Origin of the sequence: Clostridium sp. chh4-2 (genome assembly GCF_002899675.1) — a bacterium.
Classification (GTDB): Bacteria; Bacillota; Clostridia; order Lachnospirales; family Lachnospiraceae; genus CHH4-2.
In genome coordinates, this window is sequence record NZ_PKUU01000005.1 from 61,007 (window position 1) to 87,962 (window position 26,956).

General features: G+C 44.6%; 22 protein-coding genes, 1 pseudogene and 2 CRISPR repeat arrays. Of the genes and pseudogenes, 3 read left to right on the top strand and 20 right to left on the bottom strand.

What is annotated here, in order from left to right; translation table 11 throughout:
• Positions 1 to 55: 55 nt before the first annotated feature.
• Entirely contained in the window at positions 56 to 868 is an 813-nt protein-coding gene (gene pdaA, locus C0033_RS06665) for a delta-lactam-biosynthetic de-N-acetylase (protein ID WP_103227103.1), read from the top strand.
• A gap of 2 nt (positions 869 to 870) precedes the next feature.
• Here the strand turns inward: pdaA and C0033_RS06670 are convergent, their stop codons facing one another.
• Positions 871 to 2,238, bottom strand: coding sequence for an MATE family efflux transporter (locus tag C0033_RS06670; RefSeq protein ID WP_103227104.1), 1,368 nt, complete (start codon positions 2,236 to 2,238; stop codon positions 871 to 873).
• 60 nt (positions 2,239 to 2,298) lie between these two features.
• Positions 2,299 to 3,117, bottom strand: a complete 819-nt coding sequence (locus C0033_RS06675) for a MerR family transcriptional regulator (RefSeq protein WP_103227105.1) — start codon at positions 3,115 to 3,117, stop codon at positions 2,299 to 2,301.
• Positions 3,118 to 3,381: 264 nt separating this feature from the next.
• On the opposite strand from C0033_RS06675, the gene C0033_RS06680 reads away from it, so the two are divergent.
• Positions 3,382 to 4,761 carry a sodium:alanine symporter family protein gene (locus tag C0033_RS06680; RefSeq protein ID WP_103227106.1) on the top strand — a complete coding sequence of 460 codons (1,380 nt, stop codon included), beginning with the start codon at positions 3,382 to 3,384 and terminating at the stop codon, positions 4,759 to 4,761.
• 284 nt (positions 4,762 to 5,045) lie between these two features.
• Positions 5,046 to 5,282 (top strand): M20/M25/M40 family metallo-hydrolase, encoded by a 237-nt coding sequence (locus C0033_RS06685; RefSeq protein ID WP_103227107.1) that lies wholly within the window; start codon positions 5,046 to 5,048, stop codon positions 5,280 to 5,282.
• 207 nt (positions 5,283 to 5,489) lie between these two features.
• Here the strand turns inward: C0033_RS06685 and C0033_RS06690 are convergent, their stop codons facing one another.
• The 18 genes and pseudogenes from C0033_RS06690 to C0033_RS06775 form a co-directional block, all read right to left on the bottom strand.
• Positions 5,490 to 5,978: a pyridoxamine 5'-phosphate oxidase family protein gene (locus tag C0033_RS06690; RefSeq protein WP_103227108.1), complete on the bottom strand. Its 489-nt coding sequence runs from the start codon at positions 5,976 to 5,978 to the stop codon at positions 5,490 to 5,492.
• A 334-nt stretch (positions 5,979 to 6,312) separates the two neighbouring features.
• A CRISPR array of direct repeats spans positions 6,313 to 6,797; the repeat unit is 30 nt; unit sequence ATTAAAATACATCAAATGTTAAAGTTCAAC.
• Between the two features lie 176 nt (positions 6,798 to 6,973).
• Complete coding sequence (cas2, locus tag C0033_RS06695; protein WP_103227109.1) at positions 6,974 to 7,264, bottom strand: CRISPR-associated endonuclease Cas2; 291 nt, start codon at positions 7,262 to 7,264, stop codon at positions 6,974 to 6,976.
• Positions 7,264 to 7,584: pseudogene (gene cas1, locus C0033_RS06700) on the bottom strand (CRISPR-associated endonuclease Cas1); the annotation flags it as partial. The pseudogene cas1 and the gene cas2, both read right to left, overlap by 1 nt.
• Positions 7,572 to 10,106, bottom strand: coding sequence for a CRISPR-associated helicase/endonuclease Cas3 (locus C0033_RS06705; RefSeq protein ID WP_103227110.1), 2,535 nt, complete (start codon positions 10,104 to 10,106; stop codon positions 7,572 to 7,574). The pseudogene cas1 and the gene C0033_RS06705, both read right to left, overlap by 13 nt.
• A 130-nt stretch (positions 10,107 to 10,236) precedes the next feature.
• Positions 10,237 to 10,941, bottom strand: a complete 705-nt coding sequence (gene cas5b / locus C0033_RS06710; protein ID WP_103227111.1) for a type I-B CRISPR-associated protein Cas5b — start codon at positions 10,939 to 10,941, stop codon at positions 10,237 to 10,239.
• 1 nt (position 10,942) lies between these two features.
• A complete protein-coding gene (locus C0033_RS06715; protein ID WP_103227112.1) occupies positions 10,943 to 11,887 on the bottom strand; it encodes a type I CRISPR-associated protein Cas7 in 945 nt (314 codons plus the stop codon).
• Between the two features lie 31 nt (positions 11,888 to 11,918).
• Positions 11,919 to 13,679, bottom strand: a complete 1,761-nt coding sequence (locus C0033_RS06720) for a type I-B CRISPR-associated protein Cas8b/Csh1 (protein WP_103227113.1) — start codon at positions 13,677 to 13,679, stop codon at positions 11,919 to 11,921.
• A 15-nt stretch (positions 13,680 to 13,694) separates the two neighbouring features.
• Complete coding sequence (cas6, locus tag C0033_RS06725) at positions 13,695 to 14,387, bottom strand: CRISPR-associated endoribonuclease Cas6 (RefSeq protein WP_103227114.1); 693 nt, start codon at positions 14,385 to 14,387, stop codon at positions 13,695 to 13,697.
• Between the two features lie 63 nt (positions 14,388 to 14,450).
• Positions 14,451 to 15,407, bottom strand: a complete 957-nt coding sequence (locus C0033_RS06730; RefSeq protein ID WP_103227115.1) for an adenosine deaminase — start codon at positions 15,405 to 15,407, stop codon at positions 14,451 to 14,453.
• A 420-nt stretch (positions 15,408 to 15,827) separates the two neighbouring features.
• Positions 15,828 to 16,640: direct repeats of the CRISPR family, unit length 30 nt; unit sequence ATTTAAAAACATCTTATGTTACTATTCAAC.
• Positions 16,641 to 17,190: 550 nt separating this feature from the next.
• Positions 17,191 to 17,988 (bottom strand): MBL fold metallo-hydrolase, encoded by a 798-nt coding sequence (locus C0033_RS06735; protein WP_103227116.1) that lies wholly within the window; start codon positions 17,986 to 17,988, stop codon positions 17,191 to 17,193.
• 2 nt (positions 17,989 to 17,990) lie between these two features.
• Complete coding sequence (locus C0033_RS06740) at positions 17,991 to 18,371, bottom strand: MGMT family protein (protein ID WP_347501048.1); 381 nt, start codon at positions 18,369 to 18,371, stop codon at positions 17,991 to 17,993.
• A gap of 27 nt (positions 18,372 to 18,398) precedes the next feature.
• The gene (locus tag C0033_RS06745; RefSeq protein ID WP_180994598.1) at positions 18,399 to 19,016 is read right to left on the bottom strand and encodes a carbohydrate-binding family 9-like protein; all 618 of its coding nucleotides are present in this window, start codon (positions 19,014 to 19,016) and stop codon (positions 18,399 to 18,401) included.
• A 25-nt stretch (positions 19,017 to 19,041) separates the two neighbouring features.
• A complete protein-coding gene (gene nth, locus C0033_RS06750) occupies positions 19,042 to 19,692 on the bottom strand; it encodes an endonuclease III (protein WP_103227118.1) in 651 nt (216 codons plus the stop codon).
• Between the two features lie 51 nt (positions 19,693 to 19,743).
• The gene (locus C0033_RS06755; RefSeq protein ID WP_103227278.1) at positions 19,744 to 22,935 is read right to left on the bottom strand and encodes a UvrD-helicase domain-containing protein; all 3,192 of its coding nucleotides are present in this window, start codon (positions 22,933 to 22,935) and stop codon (positions 19,744 to 19,746) included.
• Between the two features lie 58 nt (positions 22,936 to 22,993).
• A complete protein-coding gene (locus tag C0033_RS06760; RefSeq protein WP_103227119.1) occupies positions 22,994 to 23,683 on the bottom strand; it encodes a hypothetical protein in 690 nt (229 codons plus the stop codon).
• Positions 23,684 to 23,892: 209 nt separating this feature from the next.
• Positions 23,893 to 24,258: a DUF1667 domain-containing protein gene (locus C0033_RS06765; protein WP_103227120.1), complete on the bottom strand. Its 366-nt coding sequence runs from the start codon at positions 24,256 to 24,258 to the stop codon at positions 23,893 to 23,895.
• On the bottom strand, positions 24,252 to 25,487 hold the full coding sequence (locus C0033_RS06770) for an FAD-dependent oxidoreductase (protein WP_103227121.1): 1,236 nt from the start codon (positions 25,485 to 25,487) through the stop codon (positions 24,252 to 24,254). The genes C0033_RS06765 and C0033_RS06770 overlap by 7 nt, the downstream gene beginning before the upstream one ends.
• A 1-nt stretch (position 25,488) precedes the next feature.
• Positions 25,489 to 26,946 (bottom strand): NAD(P)/FAD-dependent oxidoreductase, encoded by a 1,458-nt coding sequence (locus C0033_RS06775; RefSeq protein ID WP_103227122.1) that lies wholly within the window; start codon positions 26,944 to 26,946, stop codon positions 25,489 to 25,491.
• Positions 26,947 to 26,956 lie beyond the last annotated feature (10 nt).

Genomic DNA, 26,956 nt, shown 5'->3' on the forward strand with positions numbered 1-26,956 from the left:
CATGAATCACCGCAATCTCCAATATATTGAATTAAATAGATTGCGGTGAAAAATCATGAAATATTTAAAATGCAAAAAAATCATTCAAGTCTTTTTCTTATTCGTCGTCTTCTTTCTGGCCGGATATAAGCTGGCGGAAATCACAGACACCTCCCAAACAAAAGCGATCCAGACTTCGGCAGAGGGAAACTGGGGGCTCAGCTTCCAACAGGAAGGCCAGCCGCCGGTTGCCAACGCTACCGCTGATTATCTGAAAAATTTCGACGCCTATTACGCGGAAAATACCCAGGAAAAGGTTCTCTATCTCACTTTTGACGCAGGATATGAGAACGGGAATACGGAAGCGATTCTGGACGCCTTAAAAAAGCACAACGCCCCGGCCACATTTTTCGTAGTTGGAAATTACATAGAAACCAGTCCTGATCTTGTAAAACGGATGCTGGCGGAGGGACATATCGTAGGAAACCACACCTACCACCACCCCGATATGTCGAAAATCTCCACCAAAGAGGCATTTGCCAAAGAGCTGGGAGACTTGGAAGCGCTTTACCAGCAGACCACCGGCCAGCCCATGAAAAAATACTACCGGCCTCCCCAGGGCAAGTACAGCGAAAGCAATCTGCAGATGGCAAAAGACCTGGGATACAAAACATTTTTCTGGAGTCTGGCCTATGTGGACTGGTATGCGGATAAGCAGCCCACCAAGGAGGAAGCATTTAAAAAGCTCCTGGGCAGAATCCACCCGGGAGCGATTGTTCTTCTTCACAGCACATCCAAAACCAATGGTCAGATTCTGGATGAACTGCTGACAAAATGGGAAGAGATGGGCTATACCTTCAAGTCCTTAGACCAGCTTGCAGGCGCTTAACCTTAATTCCACTGCCCTTGTGCTGCGCCTGCCCCCTTTTGTTCTTTCCGCAGTCCGGACAGAACATAGATAAGGGTATAAACTGCCATAAAACCGGAAACAACGGGAGCAATGGAGCCGATCATTCTTAAATTGTCCGGCCAATAAGTATAAACAAGGCTGATCAGCGGCATGCGCAGAGCCAGCGCGCCGAAACAGCAGCTGATCATTGTAAAGATGGTTTTGGACCGCCCGTTTAAATAACCGTTGAGACAGAATACAAAGCTGACAGCCAGATAATCATAACTGCAGGATTTAAAGAACGGAATACCGGCCGCAATTATGGCCGGGTCCTTTGCAAAGATTCCGATCATCGTCTGGGGCGATACCTGCGCCCACAGCCAGAACACAGCCGAAGCCGCCACCGCAAATCCCAGACCGGCAAACAGGGAGGACCTGGCCCGCTCCGGCTTTCCTGCGCCATAATTCTGAGCGGTAATGGCCGCCAAGGCATTGGCAATGGACGTGGCGGGAAGCATGGCGAACACATCGTATTTACTGGCGATTCCAACCGCCGCGGCCGCATAGATGCCCAGGCGGTTGGTCACGCTTGTCAGATATAAAAAGGACAGTCTCACCATGCACTCCTGAAGTGAGATGGGAATCCCCACCTGAGCCAGCTCTTTCATCTTATCCCGGTCAATCCTGAAATTTTCCAGAGAAAATGTGAAGATAAAACGCTTTTTATTCAGATAACAGACTGCGCATATCATGCTGATCCCCTGAGCTCCGATGGTCGCTAAAGCCACCCCAGCCACTCCAAGGCCTGCAAATCTCACAAATACCACATCTCCAATAATATTCAAAACGCAGGATAAGGCAACGAACATCATGGGGCGCTTCGAATCCCCGTATCCCCTCAAAATAGCGCTGATAGCATTGTAGCCGCAGATAAAGAGAATTCCGCTGCTGCATATCATAACATAACACCGGGCCAATTCAAATGACTCCGCCGGAGTTTTCAGCAAACTGAGAATCGGGCTGGCAAGCATCATCATCAATACGGTTAAAACGGCTGCGATGATGAAAAAAACAGTCAATGTGGTTCCAATGGTTTTTCTCACTTCTTCTTTGTCATTCATACCCGTATATTTTCCAACCAGAATTGTTCCGCCCAGCGTCAGCCCTGTGATCATGCTGGTGATAATCTGCGTCACCTGGGTTCCTGTGGATACCGCCGCCACGCTTTCCGGCGAACAATAACGGCCGATCACCAGCAGATCCACGGCTCCGTAAAGGGCCTGGATAATATTTGCAATCACAAATGGAATGGAAAATGTGAGCAATACACGAAACACATTTCCCTCCGTCAGATTATGTTCTTCTTTCATACTGTCCTCCTTAAACTAACATCTATAGAGGAAACAATAAACCCTCTAGTTACTGGAGAGTCAAGTTTTTTGAACAGGAATCTGAAGTTCTGTTACATATTGGGAGATATCGTTGGTGAAACCGGAATCGATCCAGGTGATCTCCACGGAGTCCCCCAGGAGGCGGTACCCATGTTCTTTCATATATTCAAACAGACAGTTGTAATAATCCGCCGAATCCTGGTGAGTGCCGGAATACAGGACTGAGAGATAATCTCCGCCCGGCAAAGACCGGTGTTCCCCCTGGTAATTATCTTCTTGTTCCAAAAACACGAAGATTCCCGAAAAGCGGCCGTATTCATTGGACATCAGGTCTTCCATACCTATGGAAACCCCCACCTTTCCCAAAAACATCACCGGCTGAAGGTGGTTCATCCGCTCCAATTCCCGGATGGGATATTCTAAATCCTCTCCCTGGCGTATGGTTTTTCTTAAAAATGCAACGGGGCGCTCTGCCAGCGTTATCTTACGGATCTGCCCCAAAGGTGCATTCAGCGCCTGATTCAGCTGGCTTAAACGGATGTTCAGCTTTCGTTCCATATTCTGCAGATTTTGAAGCTGCTGCCTCGTCTTCTCCAGCTGCTCTTCTAAAATCTGCTTCATCATCCTGGCATCCTTCTTTTCAAAAAACTGTTTAATCTTTTCCAACGGCATATCAAGAGTCCTGAGGTATTTGATGGCGTTCAGGCGTTCAAACTGTTTTGTGGAATAATAACGGTAGCCGGTCTGGTCGTTGATCATCTCGGGCTTTAAAAGGCCGATTTCATCGTAATAACGAAGGGTCCGTATATTAATCTGAAACAACTCTCCCATCTCTCCGATTGTAAATAATTCTTTCATTCTGTTCATTCTCCTCATTCGGACGGTATTTTCCTGACTTCATTATAGTCTTGCACATCATAAATTGTCTACCTGACATTTTCAAAGGCCAGAAGGCCAAACAAGGAACTGCATGGCAATGCAAAAACTCTGCTTCTATACAATTTTGTAAAAATGTGGTATTATGGGAAACATCTGACTGCCGTATTCAAGGTAGTTAAAATGATATTATGGAATGAATACAAGGCGGTTCTGTAAAATGGTTGAAAGTAAGAGGATAGACAGATGTTTCAGGCAGTAAAAGAGATTAATGATGTTGTGAATAGTTTTGTCTGGGGAATCCCGGCTATGGTTTGTATTATCGGCGTGGGATTGTTTTTGAGTATACGGACGCATTTTATTCAGTTTCGCAGGTTCCGGTATACGTTTAAGGTGACGGTTGGAAGGCTGTTTCATAAGAAAGAGGCTTCCGACGGATCAATCACTCCGTTTCAGGCGGTTTGTACCGCTTTGGCGGCTACGGTGGGGACGGGTAATATAGCCGGAGTCGCGGGGGCGATTGCAATCGGAGGACCGGGAGCGGTGTTCTGGATGTGGGTTTCCGCGCTTCTTGGTATGTGTACCAAGTTTTCGGAAGTTACGCTGGCCGTCCATTTCCGAGAAAAGAATAAGGACGGGGACTGGGTAGGCGGCCCTATGTATTACATAAAAAATGGTCTTGGTCCTAAGTGGCGGTGGCTGGCTGTGGTGTTCTCGGCTTTAGGCGTGCTCACAGTTTTCGGGACGGGAAATGCTACTCAGGTCAATACCATCACGACCGCCATTGATTCGGCTTTATTGAATTACGGTATTGTTTCAAACGAGTCCGTCGCTAAGATTAATTTAATCATCGGCTGTTTTATCGCAGTTTTAGTGGCTTCCGTCTTGTTGGGCGGCATCAAGCGGATTGGACGGGTTACGGAAAGGCTGGTTCCGTTTATGGCCCTGTTTTACATTCTTCTGGCTATTGGAGTTGTTTTCTTGAATATTGAGCGTGTTCCGGCAGTCTTTTCTTCTATCTTTTGCGGAGCATTTTCTCCGTCGGCAGTTACCGGAGGAGCCGTCGGCACCATGTTTTTAAGCCTTAAAAACGGAGTTTCCAGAGGTATTTTCTCCAATGAAGCAGGTTTAGGTACCGGATCTATCGCCCATGCGGCGGCGGATACGAAGGAGCCTATCAAGCAGGGATATTTCGGTATTTTCGAAGTATTTACGGATACGATTCTGATCTGTACGTTGACCGCGCTCGTGATCTTATGCAGCGGCATTCCTGTCTCTTACGGAGCCGCCGCCGGAGCAGAGCTGACCATCAGCGGATTTACATCCACCTATGGCAGCTGGGTGTCCATCTTTACCGCTGTCGCGCTGTGCTGCTTCGCATTTTCTACCATCATCGGCTGGGGGCTTTACGGCACGCGCTGTATAGAATTCCTGTTTGGTTCCGGAATTAATCGGCCGTTTATGCTGGTGTATGCGGCGGTTGCTATTTTGGGCGCTACGGTGGATTTGGGGCTTTTATGGGGAATTGCGGATACCTTCAATGGATTGATGTCCATTCCTAACCTGATCGCATTGTTCCTGCTCGGCGGGACTGTGGTAAAATTGGTAAAGGAAGAGAAATTGTAAAATAGTTTTTTCTGATATTTCTATTGCTTTTTCCTGAAATATATGATATTTTAGATAAAACAAGCACAGGCGCTTCATAGGAAGTTACTGTGCTTTTTATTATCTTACTATTTAATAAGGGATGGATAATTATGAAATAAGGAAATGGATTTACAAACATTCGTTATTTTCATATCGCATATCATGGCCGGTTCGAAAGAACCGGTCATTTTTTTGCACTTTCTTCTAGTAAAGCACTATCATAACATAACAAAAACAGGAAAGGCGGTAATTTATATGATCATTTGATCTGCCATAATCTGTCCTATCCATGCACCCGTCTTCCCAGCGTTGCAGGCCATGATGGAAATGCGATAGGTACTAAGATTCCTGTTGCTATGCTCTTCGTGCCATCGAAAGACGGACTGAGCCATTGTAAAGAAGAATGGACGGATTGGGATCAGGCCCAGAAGGGGGCGGATGTTTTGCGTGAAGCGGTTATTTGGGTGGATAAATTTGACGAAGGGATTTTGGATTTGTGAGGGATGGAGGAAAGGACAGCGGGGATAGGGACCGGATGAATAGGGAAAGGCCATGATTGTTTTTTACATCAACCGTGAAGGCATTTTCGAAAATGCCTTCACGGTTGATGTAAAAACAATCACGGCCCTCCGCCAGATAAAAATTTGCGTCATCCATTTTCTATATAAAGGTAAAGAATCTTTTTTATATAGGCAGTATATAATCATTTAACCTCTCAATTTTACCAACTCAATGGCTTCTTTTCCCGTTAAATGCTCTACTTCTATCTGTATGACACACAATATCTTCCAATCCCTTTGTATTTCTTTCTCTCCCGCCTCATCAAGTCCCGGAGAATATTTGGCGTTTAGCAGACGCATAATCCTCAGCTTCTCCTGGTCATCCTCCACCTCGGATGCACGGCCAAATGCTATGGCACTTCTGAAATATGAGGTAAATTCCTCCGGGACAATCTGCTCTTTATTAATGACGCAGAAAGATACTTTGTCATTTTTCCTTATGGAATCCAATTTATGCCCCGATTTCGCACAATGAAAATATATCTTTCCATCTTCATAGACATAATTAACGGGTACTGTATATGGATATTCGTCGTCACCGGAAACGCCCAAGATTCCGGTTGTTCCTTTTAGTAAAATTTCTTCTGTTAACTCATTTGGCAGCTGCTGTTTTTTTCTTCTCAATTCTCTGAACATATTGGTTTCTCCTTTTATTTTGGTATTTTATATATGGAGGTATATGATATCCTAATTGGTTGTGAAAATATGGGGATTGGACTGCTTGGGTTTTTGTGTTAATTTGTTTTTAATGTTAACATAAGATGTTTTTAAATTTCTCTGTGTGAATTACTTGGTTTATTGGTAACATAAGTAAAGACTAAACGTAAATTGTTTGAATCTGTTCGCAAACATGGATTATTTAATAGTATTTTTGTTACTATTTATCTCTAGTTCTATTTGTATCAAGAACTTATACACCTGATGTTACTATTCAACGTTTAGTCCCTGAACCCGCTGCTGAAAAACCCTAATTTAAAAACATCTTATGTTACTATTCAACACGACCCCTGGATAGGACTTCACGCGTTTATAATTTATTTAAAAACATCTTATGTTACTATTCAACCATAAATACTATTTTAACCCGGATGGATATGCTTATTTAAAAACATCTTATGTTACGATTCAACCCTCTCCTCCATTTATCATATCATACTACTAATAATTAAAATACATCCAATGTTAAAGTTCAACGCATCCATGATATAAGTTCCATTATCTTTTACTCATTAAAATACATCAAATGTTAAAGTTCAACTCTGACATCCCTCAGACGGAGGCAAAAAAAACGGCATTAAAATACATCAAATGTTAAAGTTCAACGAAAATGCATCGCCATCGGCACCGATCAGCATAGGATTAAAATACATCAAATGTTAAAGTTCAACTACAATCGCCTTACAGACTGCGGGGTAAGGGTAATGTATTAAAATACATCAAATGTTAAAGTTCAACCCACGCTTTTACGTCCCTTCCCTCCTACACTATACCCCACCCCCGCATATTTTCAAGAATCTTTCAATTTTTCCCAAACGCCACCCCAATTTCCCACGGCCCCCTGAAATCCCCCGTTTCCTCAGATAAAATAAGGCTTTTTCCTCTTTCCCCCTCTCTGCCGCTTGGTAAATAATTTAAATAATCAAATCTTCTCCTGTGCTTTCATCCCGTTTTCCAAGGATTTCTTCTCCAAAAACATTATCATTCATCAACTTAATAATACAGATAAAATCCTCATTCTTGTTAATTACCTGATTCAAATCCGTTCTTAATTGTATCAGCTTTGACGGAGTTATTTCCCCTCGAAATACAGAGTATTGAAAATGCGAGAGGTACTTTTTGCAAACTTTAAATACCTTCTGAACTCTTTTCTCATTAACATCATAAAAAACAAAGGCATAATTATAATTCAGCTGTTTTTTCACTATACGCTCTCCTTTAATGAAAATGGAACGAATTCTTTATCTTCCAGAATATACTTTATTAATTTATAACAATCCAGCTTAATTGCAGTTCTGTAACTAACCTTTCTTTTTAATCTCGGATGGACAAATACTGATTCTAACCGCTGCTCAAATGCCTCTATAAAAATTTTTCTTCCCTCCTCATTTAAAAGACAATAATTCACCTTTTTATCAAAATGCTTCTCCACCTGAAGCCTTCGGTTATTCACCAGTTCAAATATTGTACGGTAGACAATAACTGGCTTAAATACCTCGCTGATGTCCAAACTCAATGAGAATCTGCGCCTCGCTCTTCCAACCTCTCACGGTTCAGCTTCCCATTTTCAAAATACCTCTCACCATCTTCTATACAATACAGTTCCCCCACCATATCGCTGTAATTCAAACCAGGATTCCATTTCAGTTCATAGATAAAATAACTCAGCCAATGCCTGATTTCCGACAGTTTTACCTGTTTTTCCGCATATACCGTCGAGCGGTCTTGCAATAAAGCTTTATACTGATTCCATATGCAAAAACCGTCCAATTCCGTTCCGTCGTTCAGAACGATTACCCGGCATAAGACTAAAGAGACAGTCCACTTGTTTTCATCAATCAGGCGCATCCGTTCTTCCACTTTGGGAAAATCCAGCCATTTTACACTGTTTTCAAAAAATGGGGCGATTCCTTCAGAGGAACTGCTCTCGTTTCTCATTTTCCTGAGAAGTTCCAGCACCCGCTCATAGTAAGCTGGGAAATCTTTTGTTACCAGCAATTCCCGCATTTGGGGATTGAGAAGCGTCAGTTCCGGGTCCAGCCTGTAATCATCCCTGTAAATCATTTCCGCCTGATCCATATGAAAGAAGAATACAAGCCCATGGCCTTCAAAAGAACGGTTGATCCGCCCTAAAAACTGCTCTTCACTGTCCAATTTGGAAATATCTTTATAGCCCACGTCCATGCCAATGTCCACGCCGGCCTCAATCACCTGCGTAGCTACCAGAATCAGCTCCCGGACCATTTTCTGCCGGATTGGTTTTAAGATCAGCTCTCTTTCATATGCGGAATCATCTCCGGTGATCAGCTGAACCGGAACCGTGATCTGCTCACATTGGCACAACATGTGATAAAACTTGTAAGCGGACTCTTTTTTTATAAATGTCACCAGTATCTTTTTCCCTTGTCCGCTCTGTTTAACCACATGACAAAGCAGGCGTTCCATGGTCATCCGTTCATTCATCAGCTCATAGGAGATCTGCACGCGGTCCCTGAACAGATGATGATTAAAATACTGCTGCCTGTTTTTAATCAACCGGACAACACGGCAGGATTCTCCTCCCAAAACATCCAATCCCGGCAATGTTGCCGACATGATTATAATCTTCATTCCCATCAATGACGCACATTCTTTTAAAAAAATGATAATTTCCGCCCAAATTGAACTCCGATAACTCTGTATCTCATCCAATACCACCAAGCTGCCCGACAATTGCAAAAAGCCGAACAAATCCTCTCTTCTTTCCCCGAATAGCGTCCTGAAAAAGCTGACATGAGTGGATAAGATAAATGGATTATTTAAAAATTGTCGGTCCAGAAGCGCCTTTTCATAGTAATGAGTGCTGTCCTCCTGCAAATCCCCTTTTCCTCTGATTGGGGTCAGCGAATTAATCACCGCAATCTGCTTCCAGGCCTCGTCCTGTCCAAATATATCCTGAAGTGATTTCAGATTCTGGTCAACCAATGTGTTGAATGGATAGATATAAAATATCTTCTTTGTATCTTTAAGAAGCTGAAAGCTTAAATTCATGGCAGTGTTGCTCTTTCCGCCTCCGGTTGGCTCTTCCAAAAAATAGATTTCTTCATCCGGATACTCCTTCAACTGCCTCTCCGCTTCCAAAAACATCCAGCTGCGCAGATCATTGATGGTTAAATCCTGGGATTTTAAATTTTTATGTTTCAAACTTTCAGCATTTTTGCGAATTTCTTTCACCAGCCCGCAGTTTTCATAGGAATTCTGAAATACAGACGGATCAGACACCGTTCCGAATTCTTCCACCCTGGTTCCTGACATGAACTCTGTGGTGGCATAATAATCACACGCCATCAATGCGGAGGAAAGCAGTCTGATATAAAAATAGCAGTTAATGTCCTGAGCTCTGGTCATCACCTTTTTAGCGGCTTCGTACTCTTTGCATTCCCGTTTCCATAAATCTGGTTTCCGCATCTTCAATTGATCCAGACCGGCCGGCGGATCGGCAGCCAGAGAGGTGAGAAGCATTCTCATAACCGGCCCCCTAAACCGGTTCATATATTCCGTCATAGACTGTAAATCGCTGTGATGCTTTGATATGACATAAGCATTTTCCCATAATACCGCTTTAAGCGCGCTCTGCTCTTTTGGCGCACAGGAACTGTTTTCAATGAAAAAGAGATAGTAATCCAGATAAATGATAGAGGAAAGCATGGAATGCTCCCGGCCGGACAGTCCTGGAATCTCCCGGTCGGGGATCTTTTTGTTCTTCATGGCCAGTCTCTGAAACAACGGATTTACCTTTCCAATATCATGAAACGTTATCACCTGCGCAAACATTTCCGCAAAAATCCGGGCGGCTCCGTCCGATGCGCCGGGGCAGATGATTTCAAAAAAACGCAGGGCCGTTTTTAAAAGATTCTTTTCCTGATCTATTTTCAAAAAATACGCCTGGCATAATTCCAGGTGTTTTCCAAGTTCTTCCCGTTCTACCCGGCTCCCTTCTTCCCTCAGATGGGCATATAGAGGAACGTCAGGCTTTATAATGCGTTTCCAATCGATAAACTTTGTCATCTTTTTTCTCCCAAATAAAATGCACCGTAAAATATAGGTTTCAATCCCAACATTTTACGATGCACCTCCATATCTATGAGTACAAATCCGATCGCTGACCCGGTCTTACCAGCAGACTGCTAAATTCCGGTCAGAAAAACATGAGCCGGTATTCGTTGTCTCTGTAAACAGGTTCCTCGCACCGTTTCACCCAGGCATCGGTCAGTATCATCTTCTCAGTCTCATATAAATTTGTAGTTTCTTTTAACTTTACAGGCAGATATTCCGTATACTTAAATGTCATTTTACCAAAGTCAAATTCTGCCATAGATTCCGGAATCAGACTGCTGACCGGTCCGCCAATGGGGCTCTCCGGCTCCGCTGTAATGATTTCGGCCTCCAAAAGGTCAGCCGGATGGTCATTTTTTCCCAGATAAGGCATATAAACGCAGTGATGGGCCATGACGGCGTCTGCCAGCCTTCTGCTCTCTTCATCCTGAATCAGCACATAGACCTGCCACTCCGGATTCTCAAGCCACTGTTCTTTTACAATCAGGTTGCCTCCCGTCTCCTGTGAAGCGTAACCCACAGAATTGTTAAACGTCTGGACTTTCTTCTCGAAACAGCCATATTCGGCAGCCGGCACTACGGCAGCCTTTAAGTCCTTCAGCTTCTCATAAAACTCCGGGTAAACTTCCTGTTGGGCGTTATACCCCTGATATCCGAGAATTGCGCCAAAAAGGCCAAGCAGAGCCACTCTGTGAATATTTCCATAAGTGAAATAATAATATGTGTTTACTTCAGGATTTTTAAAAAAGGCGGTCTTTCCTTTCAGCCTGAATTTTAAAATCTCCATATCACACCTCTTTCTGGGTTATGATATTGTAAAAACGGGCATTTTTCAAATCGGCTTCAATCGTTGTGGTATATGGGTTATAGTAAACTTCTACGGAACGGATGCGGGAAGCCACATCATTTAAGAAAGAGCCGCAGGTCAATGTGATGGTATTCTTGGGTTCTCCTTTTGTAAAGTTGATATATTCCGAAAGGTTGGGCAGATACAAATCCTCCTCCGTTTCCACAAAAAGGGCGAATTCATTTTCACAGCCGGCTTTGGCATTGGTAGAATATGCGGTTGCAGCCACAAGAGAAGTCTGTTTGAAATTCTGGTAATCCTCTTCTGTATAACCTTCTGTTACCTCCATTTTCACAAATTCCTTATAAGCCAGCGGATTGATCACAAATGGATAAAAATAATGGGCTTCATTGCTTACAATCTTGGTTCCCAACGTGGAATTTTTCGCTTCTCCCGTATCTTCAGTCGCCTTGGTGGCATCGCGGAATGGGGAAAGTATGGGCTGTTCCTGAGGGTCTGTTCCATCGTATTTATTAAAGCCTTGTCCAAATTGAACCGCTCCTGTAATCGATATATTATTGCCCGCCTCTGCAAATGTAGCTCCGAAATTTTTTATATCGACCGCCTGGAACAGATTTTTTAAAATGGCCTGGCTGTCCTTGCATTTTTTTAAATCCTCTACTCCAAAGACCTGTTCATAGCGCTCTTTTAAGCTTCTAGGAATGAGGGATACCTCTCCTTTTTTGCCATTCTCCAGCCTCATTGATTTTATATAAATAACAGGCTTTCCTTCGTTGTCCCACATCTTTTTCATCGGATATTTCAGTGCTTTATCGCTCCCATATGTCATCCCGTCCGACGTAGTTTTGGGAAATCCGGAAAAATCGGCATTCCAATTGGCCATAATTGAAGAAATTCCTAATACACCATATACTCGTTTATTCATTTACAGTTCCCTCACTTTCCTGATTATCACCCTAGTTTTTCTTTTCATAGATTAGAGAAGTGGAGGCAAAACCGGCGGCAATCATTTCCCTGTCTAATTTGGATTTTTCATCGGGACGGTAGGTCATGATATGGCTGAATAACTGCTCGCCTCTTCCCGGCGCTAAATGTGGAATTGCATAATTATACTTCTTATATAATCTCAACAGCTTCTGCCTTACATCGGCATGATCCTTTGCGTCCAAAAACGGATTGACAAAAGACGCAGGCCTGTTATTCGCCTTACTTCTGGAGGACAGATAAGATACAATCTGTCCCACCGCAAATCCGTATTCCTCTTCTGAGCTAAACATCCAGTCTTCCTTAGAATTAATATGATTTCTAAGACATTTTTTAATATCTTCCATACGAAGTTCCATCCTCCTGTCCTGCCCGTGCAGATAATCCTGTAAAGACCATTTCAGATTAAACTGGCGCTGGGCCAGCAGCATCCTTCCGCTCCTGATTGAATTAAAAATCACTTCCAACAGAGCTTTGTCAAAGAGCCCTTCCGCCACGTCCCATCTGTTCAAATAAAACCATAAGATAAAACGGTCTCTGGTTTCCAGAATAATCCGCTTCAAATTGCCGTCCCCGGCCGGTATATCTTTCGCTTCCGTATATAAATTATTGGTCAATCTGCCCTCGAAAAAGGTCTGATCAACCGCATGTCTGATTTCCCATAATTTCTCATAATAAATGTTGTAAGACAATTCAAATTTTTCCAGCGTGCTTTCCTGTATCCCGATGCTGTTGCGAAGACAGAAAGGAGCATTCAGAAACGGATTATAATTTACAACGGCACTTCCATAGATGATCTCAACCTCTTTCCCCTTTCTGAGCCTGAGATAATATCCGGTTTCAAGTTCCTGAGGCGCTTCCCGGTTGCTGTACCCGCAAATGGTCTGGTTTTCAAAGTCCACATATACGTTAACCTGGCCCTTTGCCGCCATTCCAAGCAGATAATCAAACAGCTTGGCCTGCGATATGGCGCGCTCCTTCCTAACGAGACACGGCACGCTCACTTTTCTCGTCAGGCTGCCCAGATATGGTTTTTTGGCATTCATGCCCATATTGTCATTTGGCAGGCCTACAATCACTCCGTCTTCACGTTCATTAAAATCATTATTATTGTAGATATTGGGGATCAAATAGCGTAAATATTCTTTTTCATAATACTTTCCGGTCCGTTCTTCATCGGGAAATACAAAAAACAGCTTCAAATACTCTTTCTTTCCCCAATCAATTCCTTCCCAGATATCGGGCATGCGTATGTAGGAGCTGATTCGTTCCAATATCTCCTGATCCGGTTCCCCGATTTCCTCCAGAACGGATTCATATAAAGCCTTGGCCTTCGGTCTTTTGTATTTTTCTCTCGGATTTTTCAAGATATGATAGTATCCGTCCAATATCTCCGCCGTCAGTTTCCCTTCCTTTACACTGTCCTTTTTAGCGGCAAATGAAAGATAATTGTTGGAGTGTATGATCTTGGAAGGATCGATTGGCTTATTCATCTCCAAAAGCTTGCTGTAATAGTCTAAGGTCTTTACCTGCCAATAATCCGCATTGGCGCTTCCTTCCACGATACCGGTCTTTTTATCATAATGAATATCAATTGTCCTTTTGATGCGGTACCCGTCTTCCGTCAGCTCAACCAACCGATACGTCCCATCTTTGGGCACATAGGCATCCAAAAGCAGCCTGGGTTCCTTTTCCAGCATCGTTTCAAAGACTTCCAGTGTTTCCTGAATCACCTGATCACCTCCAATTTATAAAAAGCGGTAATTTACAAATCCCGCGCCCCGGCTGTTGTTCTCTCCCAGCCCGGTTCCCAGCGACATATACAACAGTTCCTGAGCGGCAGGGTGATTGGATGCAGTCAGATTGACCTTATCCCCCAGCAGATGAATGCCCTTATACGGCACTTTAACCGGCTTGGTGTTTTTGAACACGATCAGGTTGTACAGCTCAAAATCTTCGTCTATCTTACTGTTAGTCAATTGATTATATTTCTTTATCAAATTGACCTTTATACGATTTTCAAATTCCGGAAGGCTCATATGCTGTCTCCAATATCCGTCTTCCGTTTTGATTATGACAGGAGTCAGGGAATAGATTCTCTCGATTATTTTTTTAGGAATGATCTTTAATTCACCATTTAATCCCAGCATCTCCTCTGATCTGTGACATGGAAGCGTTTGGGAGAAATATTCTGCCAATTCCTGACGGACAGTCCGTATCCTGACAGAATATATCTTCCCCGCCTGATAATGTCCGCTTTCTTCACATGGATAGAAAAGGTCAAATGAATAATATTTATATTCATTTTTTTCGTGGAAGCGTAAAAATTCTTCATCTTTGGCAAATGCACTGTCTATGAAATAGCTGACTGCTTCTGCCGCTTTGGTATAAGCGACTGGTTTTAGAAGGCGGAAATGAAAGCGGTATTCAAATACCAGCATGGCGGACTCCTCCTTTCTTGGTATTTTTATTGATTTTATATACGAATATCTTTTTTAAACTGCTTATAAGCGCTGCAATCCATTTACTCGAATTGCGTCAAGTTCTTCAGCCTTTAACGTACCGCTTTCAAATAACCTGCTGTATTCTTTAGATACATCGCTATCAAAAATCAATACATCATCTGAATTAATCGTAACGTCCACACCAGAGCGGAATAATTTCTGAATCGGATGATCTTTCATTTCTTTCACTCTTCCGAGTTTTATATTACTTGTAGGAGTAATGTTAAGACGTATATGGTTCTTTACCAAATACTCCGTAACACGGTTCGAATCTGCGGCTGCAATTCCATGCTGTACTTCATCAAGCTCTAATAATTCGACTCCTTTATAAATATCATCCGCCGTTCCCCATTCTCCGATATGGGCCTTTAGGCGCAAACCATTTGCCTTGGCTAATTTGTAAATCGGAATAAAATTTTCTATTGGCTGTGCAAATTCATCACCGTACAGATCAATTGAATAAAACGGAGCCACTCCCCAAAAAGGTTCCAGACATTTCATCAGATAATCAATCGAACAATGCCTTGATAGTCCAATTTGCAGACGGAGTTCTGTCTCTGGTGCAATTTTTTTATTAGCAGCAGTAAATGCATCGATCAATTCATTAATATTATTATTAAAATATTCGCCTAATCCCCAAACATCTTCCCCAATTTCCAGGACTTTGATTCCATCATTTTTTGCTTGGACAAAAGTAGCTTCAATTAATAGTTTCCGCATCTCTTTACTGTCAAATTTAGTGCCTAAATAAGTGTTATTCCAATCATGCATATCCTGCATTGATGACAAAATGCCCTTAAACGCAGGAATATCGCAGCCAGTAACATCTTTAATATATTGACGGTCGCCGCCTAATACAAAATGATTATGCAGATCACTTTTTGGTGTTTGTCTAATCGTGTCTGTATCGTGGGCTTTTAGGGCATTAATAAATTTGTGAGAGTATAGATCTTTCATATGTCTCCTATTCAAAATTATATATAATTCTTTTTACATTAAACAATTTCGAGTTGCGTTTGTAATATATAGTAAATACTTTTGGAATCCTAAATATTATTTAAGATATACCTTTGTAAAAATGTTTTTAGAAGCAAAACATCTACAAACAAGAAATATTGCTTGCGCTTATTTTTTTCATGGCGGATATAGTAATCATAGTCGTTATTTCGACTAATAAATTTGCTATATCTTCTTATTTCTCTTTATAACTTTTCAGGGTGTATAGATGCCAAAAAAGAGGTAACTAGTGTTTTGACTTTGTTAATATGGAAATCCTATGAATCTATGGTAACTCTGTACTCATGCGACTTTTCACCATTTTGCACCTTATTACTCGCTATAATAATTCTATTATTTTTAATTTTGAGTGTATGGTTTGGCATTAAACATCTTATGTTACTATTCAACAAACTACCATCGAAATTAAGCCTTCCACTCTAATATTTAAAAACATCTTATGTTACTATTCAACGCAATTGTAGATCAGAAGGATTGTAAAGCGATATAATTTAAAAACATCTTATGTTACTATTCAACCTATCATCATTGATCCGATCTATAAGGTCATCACCGGATTTAAAAACATCTTATGTTACTATTCAACCAGCAAAACTGTTACCTCACAGTGCGTTGTAACATAATTTAAAAACATCTTATGTTACTATTCAACGGCATCATTACATGTATTCCGGCCCGCATTTCCCAATTTAAAAACATCTTATGTTACTATTCAACAGTATGTGAAGATTGCAAAAAAGATGGATATCTATTTAAAAACATCTTATGTTACTATTCAACCAAACGCCAGATTTCGGTTTTGAAGCTTAGAAAACATTTAAAAACATCTTATGTTACTATTCAACCGGAACTCCGGGCGCAAGCCAGTTCCTTAAATTTAGATTTAAAAACATCTTATGTTACTATTCAACGGAACAAAGATGGTAAGCGGAGTGCTTGCTGAAGCATTTAAAAACATCTCATGTTACTATTCAACCCCGAGGCCGCCTTACAAGTGTAGTGTTTATTCAGGATTTAAAAACATCTCATGTTACTATTCAACGGAGAACGGGTCTTTATGAATCCGCCATATGGATAATTTAAAAACATCTCATGTTACTATTCAACCTGCCATGAGAGACACAATGAACCGGCTATTAACCAATTTAAAAACATCTCATGTTACTATTCAACCCACGTTTTTACGTCACTTTTCTCCTATCCCCCCTAAAACCCCGCATATTTTCTACATTCTTTCCATTTTTCCCAACCACTCCACTTATTTTCACCTCTTACAGAAAACTGCTATTTTCCCAGATAAAATAAGGCTTTCCGCTATATAGACTTCTCTGCCACTTGGTAAATAATTTCGCTAATCAACTCTTCTCCCTTACTTTTGCCTCGTCTTCCAAGAATTTCTTCTTCAAAAATAGTATCCTCATTAACTTAATAATACAGATCCCCCTTCATTCAGCTTAGCTTTTTAATTCATATCAGTTCGTAATTACATTAGCTTTTTTTTAAAGGTATTCAAAAAAACATCCTATGTTATTGTTAAATGTGTGAATCATCACATATTTTGTTTACATAATTAATTAAATGCACCATGTGCTATCACCTTGTCCCCATCATAACTCTTATTCTAAAATATGTCAATACAACAAAATTGTTTTACTCATATTTTAATTACATAATTTGATTGCATATTGTTTTTACCTAATTTGATTCAATTTCTCCCCTTCTCTTACAAATGAATCTGAAAACCCAAAAACTCAAATACCCCCTCCCCCTGCCTCAAAACCCCTCTCTCATACAAATAACCAAATGCCTCCCCAACCTCAGTAACCATCCTGACCGAAATATCCAATTTATGATGCCCGGGCAAAATTCTTTCAATTGGATACCCCTCCACCTTTTTCACCGACTGCATAAACTCATACGGATCAGTCGTAGGATAAAAAGCATCCAAACAACCGGAATAAATCAAGTCGCCGGAATATAAAAACTGCTTTTTCCTGTCAAAAAAGCAGATATGCCCCGGCGAATGTCCCGGTGTATGAATCACTTCTATCTCCCTTCCTCCCAAATCAATCCGGTCGCCATCATGGAGAATTTGATCCGGCTTTCCCCGATAGATCCGGTACTGGTCAATGTCAAAATCAGCAGGAAACTCACATTCCTTTTGAACCAAATTTTTCTTTACCACTTCCAAAGGAATAGGAAATTCCACAGACAGCCATTTCTCCTCTTTTTCATGCACGGCTATGTTATGAAAAAACTTATGCCCTCCTATATGATCCCAATGAACATGTGTAGCTGCCAGCAAAACCGGCAGCCTGGTTATGGAACGAACCACACGGCTAATATCGGAAATGCCTAAACCGCTGTCAATCATCAGCGCCCTGTCATTTCCAAGAAGCAGATAAGAGTGCGTCTCTTCCCAATGTTTGTATTCACTGACGGCGAACGTATCAGAATCTATTTGCTCTACGGTAAACCAGTCATTTTCCCACACCTTGTAAATCCCGCTCACATTTCCCATTCCTAAATCCCCATCTCCTCAAACCGCTCTCTCAGCCAAATTGCATCTTCATACGTGTTTTTCCATCCAAACCGTTTCATATCCACCCGGTTTTCCGCCTGGACCTCTACGCCTTCTGCCTCCAGCATAATCTTTTGAAGATCCGGTTCTGCAAATGCTTTCGCCCCACTCAGATATCCCTGGCCGTTCACTACACGGTGGGCCGGAACTTCGCCTTCCCGGATGCGGCGGTTTAAGCCGTAACCCACCTGCCTTGAATTTTTCGGTTTTCCGCACAGCAGCGCAATCTGCCCATACGAAGCCACGTTTCCCTTAGGAATCTGCCTGCATACAAGAACCACTCTCTGATAAAAGTCCATATTGCTGTCCCTGCCCTTTTCCATTCATTTCCATTACGTGCATTTCCGGCCCTATCCGATCATCGCATCCGCAAAATACTCCGGCAGGTGAAAATCCGGATTTTCGCTTTTAATCTCTGTAAAGCTTCCAAAATGCACCGGCTCCTGGGTATCGCTGATCTTGTAAAAATTACATTTAAACGAATCCCCGCTTTCAAATCCGGTAACTTCATTTTTTCCATAGACATAATCAATCACTTCTATCGGAACCATAATTTCCATCTTCCAACAGTTCTCCAAAATCCGGCACCTGCACCCACAGGCATCTCTCAGATTCATTGGGAGAGGCTGGCGGTCCTTTCTTGAACGCCCGTATTTTGCATGGAGCGTTCCAAGTACATTGGCTTCAAAGTTCAGATAAATCTGATTCTCGCAATCCTTTGGAAAGAATTGGAAAAATGCTTCCATAGCCGTTTCCCTGCAAACCATGCCGTCCGGTTCCGTACAGACTCCTGTGGGATTCTTCTCTTCCGTAGTCATCTCCACCAAAAAGCCGTGATTCTTCCAATATCCCATTCTCCCATAAGTCTTTGGCCTGTAATCGCCGCCCCAGTTGTATTGATCCACATAAAAAAGCTCACATTGATCCAATTGGTCCCTGTTCTCTATTGTTTTTACTAAATATTCCACTCGTTTCTCCTCCCTCGCCGCAAAATCACAACCGTTTCGCACACCATTTTTCCAGCGGGCACACCTCACATTTTGCCTTTCTGGCCGTGCAGACCGCCCGTCCATGGTAGATCAGCTGAAAATTAATCCGGTTCCAATGCTCCTCTGGCAAAACCTTCTGCAGTTCCAATTCCACCTGCTGAGGATTCTTGCCGTCCGCCCAGCCAAGGCGCCTTGAGATACGGAATACATGGGTGTCCACCGTGACACCGGGAATCCCGTAGGCGTCCGCCAAATATAAGGTGGCGGTCTTTCTTCCCACTCCCGCAAGGGTTAACAGACCGTCGATGGTATCCGGCACCTTCCCATTATAATCTTCTACGATCTGCTGACAGCATCTCTTTATATTTTTCGCCTTATTCTTATATAGGCCGATGGACCGGATATATTCTTCAATTTCCTCTAAAGAAGCCTCCGCCATATCCTCTGCCTTTTTAAAGCGGCCGTATAAAGCGGGCAGAGCTTCATCCACCTGTTTATCCGTGCTTTGGGCGCTCAGCATGATTGCTGCCAGAAGCTGCCACTGCTCCTGATGGTAAAAGCCCTCCTTCGTGGTGCCATAAATCTCATCCAGCTTTTCAAGAACCGGCCGCACCTGTTCCGGAGAAGCCGCCTTAAATGTCTTATCCTCTGCCATTCAACCGTTATCCTTTCGTAATTGTTCAGTACCCTCACAATTACGTCCTTTCTACATAAAATCAAACAGGCTGAGCTGTTCTCCGCCCGATTTTCTCTGCTTTTCCGCCCGTTCCCTCACAAGATCTTCTTCCGGTATCTCCTGTAAAAATGACGACGGCTCCGATGAGGTGACCAAAACCAGCTCTTCCTTCGCCCTTGTCATCCCCACGTAGAATAAACGGCGTTCCTCTTCCAGATCAGCCGTCTGTCCGCCATTTTCCAGGGGAATCAGCCCTTTTCTTACCCCGCACAGAATGACCGCAGGAAATTCCAGGCCCTTTGCGCCGTGCAGCGTCATGAGGGTAACCGCATCAGAAGTATAAGTTTTACCTCCGCACCGCTTCAAATCGCTTTCCAATCCAAACGTAAGGCTTTTAAGCAGTTCCGGCATGGTCTTATAAAAGACCGCCATAGAAGCCAGCTTCTGCATCTCCGGACGCCCGGCAAGTCCCATCTCTTCCATCCACATGGCCAGCAGTTTTTCAGGTTTTGTCTTCTTTACAAGTTCCGCATATTTTTCCGCGGCGGACTGCATGATGCAGTCGGAGATACAATCTTCCTGGAGATTCCAGATATACCGCAGCGCAAGCTGCTTTGATAAATGATCCTCTTCATCCAAAAGAAAGCGGAAAAATGCGGCCGTTCCCTGAACCGACGGTTCAGCCAGAAAATCATCCCGGCCTGCCACCACATAGGGAATCCCCTCCTGACGAAGACATTTTTCCAACAGTTCTGCCTGGCGGTGGGTGCGGTAAAGGACGGCGATATCGGGAAATCCTTTTATCCTCTTTTTATCTTCCTGCTCCGTCCGGTCCTGTGCGTCCAGCATATCGATGCCGCCGATCAGGCGGTTGATCTCTTTCGCCGTAAAAATGGCCTCGGACATCTCGCTTTTGGCGGTGACCAGCCGGATCGGAAGTCCTTCTTTCTTCCACGGAACCAGCTCTCTGGGCTGACCTTCATTGTTAGAAATCAGCCCGGCCGCTCCATGTACGATGGAAGGAACGGAGCGGTAGTTTTGAACCAGACGGATGGTCTGAAGTCTGGGCATATCCGCCATAAGCCGTTCAAAACAGGCTGGATCGGAACCGCGGAAACCGTAGACCGCCTGATCCGGGTCTCCGATCACGAACAATTCCCGGCCCCCTTTGTTCCACGCCTGGATCAGCCGGTACTGCACCGGGTTAATATCCTGATATTCGTCCACCAAAAGATAGGCAAACCTCTGTCTTCGGATCTGGTTTTTCTCCTCCGTTTCCAATAAGCGGAGCGTTTCGATTAAGAGATCGTCAAAATCCAGCACCTGAAGCTGTTTCAAACGGTTCTGGTAATACCCGGCCGCCTCCGCCGGTATCTGATCCGCCCGGCTGCCCATACCCGTTTTTATCAGGGAAATCTGGCGCAGAAATTGTCTGGCCGACAGCTTCAGTCCGAATTCCCGGACTGTCTCTTCTGCGGTTCCCATCATCTCTTCTTCACAGGCCAATGTAAATTTCATCCCCTGTTTAATCAGAAGGTCATTGCAAATGGAATGAAACGTTCCTATATTCATCAGATGGGTGATCCGTTTGCTGCCGATGGCCTGCTCCAAACGCTCCTTCATCTCCTCTGCCGCTCTGTTTGTAAACGTTACCGCCGTGATTTCCGACGGTTTTACCTTTCTTTCCTTTAATAAATATAAAACTCTGGAAACCAAAGTTTTCGTCTTTCCCGTACCCGGTCCGGCGATCACCGCCATACTGCGGCAGGCCGTTGTCACAGCTTCCTGCTGCCGTGGATTAAGCTGCTGCTGTGGATTAAGCTGTTCCTCTATTTTTAAGTCCTGATCCGCTGTGCTTTCACCAGCTTCATCCGCTTTTCCCTCATTCACACCCGTCTTATCAAATATCTCCGGCACTGCGGCGGCTGTTTCTTTTTCCGCCAAATTAAAGCCTTCGAATAAGCTGATCTGCCCATCCGTGTTAGCCAGCTCCTCCGGTTCAAACAGCTGGATCGTCCCATACTCTCCGTCGAATCCAGGCAGGCGCTTTACTTCTCCATTTCGCAGCCGCCGGATTCCTTCTGCCAGCAAATGACCGGAATGGCGGCGGATCTCTTCAACCGGAATTTCCCGCAGTATGGCAAATTCCGAACCCAAAGCCCGCAAAAGCCCTTCGTACTGGTTCTGTACCTTCATACCGGCGGCGGAATGTCCAATAGACGCTCCGATCACTTCCGGAAGGGGCACCAGGCTTTCAAACCGCTTTGCGCCAGGAAGAATGAAGCCCTCCTTCCGGTCTGCCAGCTGTTCCACTCTGTGTGAAACTCCGATGGTGATCTTCTTTCCGCAGACCGGACATTTGCCCCCGTATCTCTCCGTCTCCGCCGGGCTCAGGCAGAGATGGCATTTCCGGTGTCCGTCATAGTGGTATTTTCCCTCTTCCGGGTAAAATTCAATGGTTCCCAGCAGCCCTTTTCCCTCCTGAACCGCGCGCCAAAGTCCCGTATAGGACAAATCGATGTCCAGAAGATTGGCCTCCCGGCCCAATTTGGCAGGGGAATGGGCGTCGGAATTGGATACCAGCTGAAAACGGTCCAATGCGGAAAGCCGCCAGTTCATAGGCGGGTCTGATGACAGCCCCGTCTCAAGCGCATGAATGTAAGGGGTCAGGTCTTCAAAGCATTCTTCAATCCGGTCAAACCCGGAAAATGCTCCGAACAGGGAGAAATGGGGCGTCCAGATATGGGCAGGAATATAGATTGCCCGAGGACAAAGCTCCAATACGATCTCCAAAAGGTCGTGACAGTCCAGTCCCAGAATGGGCCGCCCATCTGAATGAATATTGCCTATAGTCTCCAGCTTCTTGGAAATCCGCTCTGCATCTTCCAGACCAGGCAGAATGATCACACTGTGCACTTTCCGCACTTTTCCATCCTTTTTATAGATGGAACTGATCTCCCCGGTAATCACAAAACGGGGCTTAAAAGACGATATGGCACTGCCCTGATCCAGGACTAATTCATCTTTTAAACAATAAAGTCCATCTTCTGCCGGAACCAGTTTTTCTCTCAACTCCTCCCGCCAGGCCGGATGGGTGAAATCTCCGGTTCCGACGATCTGAATTCCTTTTTTTCTCGCCCAAAGATCCAGATATTCCGGCGTACAGTCTTTGCTGGTGGCCCTGGAATAACGGGAATGAATATGTAAATCTGCTATATACATTGTCCCCTCACATTCTGCCGTTTCGCGCGGCATCGTTCTCTCTTCCTTGTAAAAAATTCTATTTCAGCATCTCTTCCAGCTGGCTTTTCGAAAACTCCTCCACTTCCGGCTCCGATCCGCCTAAATACTGCTGGAATGCCTGGAAAAGCTGTCCTTCCCCATTCTTAATAAACAGAGAAGATGCGCTGATTACCTGATCCCCGGTCTGGTTAAATGATACGACGCTGGAAAATTCTCCGCCGTACTCGAAAATCAGCACGAAATTCCCGTTCCATCCCTCCGGCTGAATGTAGGATTCTCCCCAGTTCATGATGGCTCCGGCCGCTATCATATCGCTGCCGTAACCGGCGTTCAGCATATTGGCAAATACCGATCCGTTGATCTTATTCTTCAGCTTGTCTGCAACCGGTTTTGAAACGTCGATCTGATCCTCAGTAATCTCCAGGGTTTTCAAAAGAATATCGTCCGGCATCTGAATCACATATACGTGATCCGGCTGTTCATATTCCCCTTCCGCCATCCGGGCGACGATCTGGTTGACCGCTTCTGACGCGGTCATCATCTTTATGTATTCCTGGCTTCCCGCCAGTTCGTCCATCTCACAGGTCATCTTTACGCCTTCCTTAATCATAAATTCGTTGATATCCATGGCATTTTCCTCCGGCTTTGCCTGAGGCTGTTTTGCGCAGCCGCCTAAAAGCAGGGCGCAGGCCATCATGCACACCGCTGTTTTTTTCATTTTTTTCATTCAATCGTCCTCCGGCTTCGTTTAAGCGTTCCAAACCTGTCCCAGACTCCTGGCAGAAAGAATCCCGCAAGCGGGATTCTCCGCCTGCGGCGGGTCGCTTTGGCGTCATGATTCCTTACCGCCACAGTGCGGTCCCATAACGTAAAATAATAGGACAAGCGGAATTTCACTTGTCCTATTATATCATATTTTGTCGTAAACTTTTATCTTTATTTCCTTACATCCACGGATTTTGTGATGATCACATCACTGTCCATACCCAGAATCTGATGGATCACTACGTCTCCCGCATGCACAGGAGCTTCTGCGGAAATCTTCTTAATTTCTTCCATCACGTGAAAGATCTCTCTCTTGGGCACCGGCTTTGTCAGGCGTACGCTGGCAAGAGGAAGTTCTCCGCCTTTAATGAGAATTGAGGTGCTGATGGTTCTCTGCGGATTGATCAGTTCCTGTTTCGCATACGTTTCCCCTTTGGGGCATAAATTTCCTTTTACGGAAATCAGCGTTCCATTTTCCGCCTCCACTTCCATCTCACATCCGTTGGGGCAGACGATACATGTAATCTCCTTTAACATTCTACTGACACCTCCATATCCCCTGACGGATCGAATTTTGAAGCTTTTACCGGAATCTGTATCATCTCTGCCGGAATCGCTTTTCTCATCTTTTTCTCCGCCACACGCTTTCCGTTCTGGCTGATCACAATGCTGCAGTCTTTATAAAAATCCCGGACTCTCATGGATAAGGTCACATCATTTCTGCCGCTGATCTTCTGGGGAATCACATGGCCGATCCCATCGCCTGTTTTCACAGTGACTGCGCATTCCGGCAGTTCTCCCTGTTCCAGATAGGCCGCCGCGCCGTCGGCCAGTTTCTCAGCCTCCAAAGATACGAAATCCACCAGATCATGTACATGGAGCACATTGCCCGCCGCAAATATTCCCGGCACATTGGTCTGGAAATTCTCATCCACTACCGCTCCGCTGGTTCTGGTATCTAAAAGGACTCCGGCATCTATGGAAAGTTCATTTTCCGGGATCAGACCTACAGACAGGATCAGCGTATCGCAGGCATATTCCTTTTCCGTTCCCGGTATGGGATTCCTGTTTTCATCCACCTGTGAAACCGTTACCCCTTTAAGCCTTATGTCTCCGTGGATATCCGTCACCGTATGGCTTAAATACAGCGGAATATCATAGTCTTCCAAACACTGTTTTATATTTCTCGGAAGGCCGCTCGGATGGGGCAGAATCTCGCAGACTGCCTGCACATGGGCTCCTTCTAACGTCATTCTTCTGGCCATAATCAGCCCGATATCACCGGAACCCAGAATCAAAACCTCTTTTCCCGGCATCCGGTTATAAAGGTTCATATAGGCCTGGGCAACTCCTGCCGTAAAAACGCCGGCCGGACGCTCTCCCGGAATTCCAAGGGCTCCTCTGGTCCGTTCCCGGCATCCCATGGACAGGATCACAGCCCTGGCTTTCCACTGGTGCAGACCCATTTTAGAAGCCGCTGTTACCACCTTATCCTCAGTTATCTGCAGTACGGTGGTTTCGGTCAGATACTCAATCCGGTTTTTCTCCACTTCTTCTATAAACCGGGAAGCGTACTCAGGTCCGCTGAGAGATTCTTTAAATCTGGTCAGACCGAATCCGTCATGAATGCACTGGCGCAAGATTCCGCCCGGCTTCTTCTCCCGTTCCAGTATCAGTATATCCTGACCCCCTTTCTTTCTAAGCTGCACCGCTGCCGCAAGCCCTGCCGGGCCTCCGCCCACAATAATTACATCCCGTTGTTCCATATCACTCTTCCTCCCTTACCTTGCCGGACAGCACCCAGGAACCCTGACGCGCATATACCACATCGGTCTCCGTTTTCCCCAGTTCCTCTTCTATCATCTGTTCCACACGCATCTGGCAGTATCCGCCCTGGCAGCGTCCCATCATGGAACGGGTGCGGTATTTGATTCCAACCATGGTGCTGACTCCGAGTGGATTGTGAATGGCCTGAAGAATCTCGGCTTTGGTCACATTTTCACAACGGCAGATAATCTCGCCGTAATCCGGATTCTCAGCGATCAGCCGGGCCTGTTCCTCACGGCTCAGCTGGTGGAATCTGGTAATTCCTTTTCTGACAGGGTTGAAATTCTCATTCTCTTCCAGTTTTTCCCGCTCCTTCATCAGCTCAACCGCATATCTGGCAATGGGCACCGCAGCCGTCAGACCCGGCGATTCAATTCCAACAAGGTTAATGGCCTGTGGAGCGATCTCATCCCGAATCTCAATCTTAAAGTCCTGGATCACCCCATTATCATCCACCCACTTGGGCAGAATTCCGGAATAATTTCTGATCTGGTCTTTTTTATGTATATGAGGCCACAGGCGCGAAGCGCTCTCCGCCAGATAGTCCATGTTGCGCTGAGGAACTCCATAATAAGAAAATTCATCCGTCATCTCCGCATTGGGCCCAACCGTTACATTTCCATCGATGGTATTGGTGACGTGGATTCCCATATAGGTGTTGCTGGGAACGGGGTATACGGGCATCGGAAGCAGTTCTCCAAGCCTTTTATCCAAAATGATATAATCCCCTTTGGAACCGATTACCCGGTATCCGGTGATCCCCAAAAGGTCGGAAATCTTCTTGCATCCAAGTCCTGCCGCATTCACCACCCACCGGGATGTAAACTCTCCCTGAACGGTGGAAATATGATAAATGCCGTCTTTCCGCTCAATGCCTGTCACTTCATGATCAAAGAAATACTCCGCTCCATTCTCATGGGCGTTCTCGGCCAGAGCCACCGTAAACTGAAACGGGTCCAGAATACCGCTGTTTTTGGAAAACATGGCGAACTCTCCGATCACAGCCGGAACCAGCTGGTGTAGCCGTTCTTTATCGATCAGTTCCAGGCCGGAAGCGCCATTTTCCGCTCCTTGTTTCATGGTGCGTTCCAGGGTTTCCATATCCTCTTTCGTATTCCCCACCAATACTTTTCCGCAGCGGAGGAATGGAAAATCCAGTTCCTCAGCCAGTTCTCCCATCATCCGGTTCCCCTCCACGCAGAGCCTGGCCTTTAATGTTCCCGTATCATAGGCAAACCCGCCGTGGACAACCGCTGAATTCCTGCCGCTGGTTTCATAGCAGACATCCAGATTCTTTTCCAAAACACCGATCTTCAGCCGGTAACGCGACAGTTCTCTGGCTATGGCGCTTCCCACAACTCCGGCACCAATAATAAGAACATCATAAGAACAATCCATATTCTTTCTC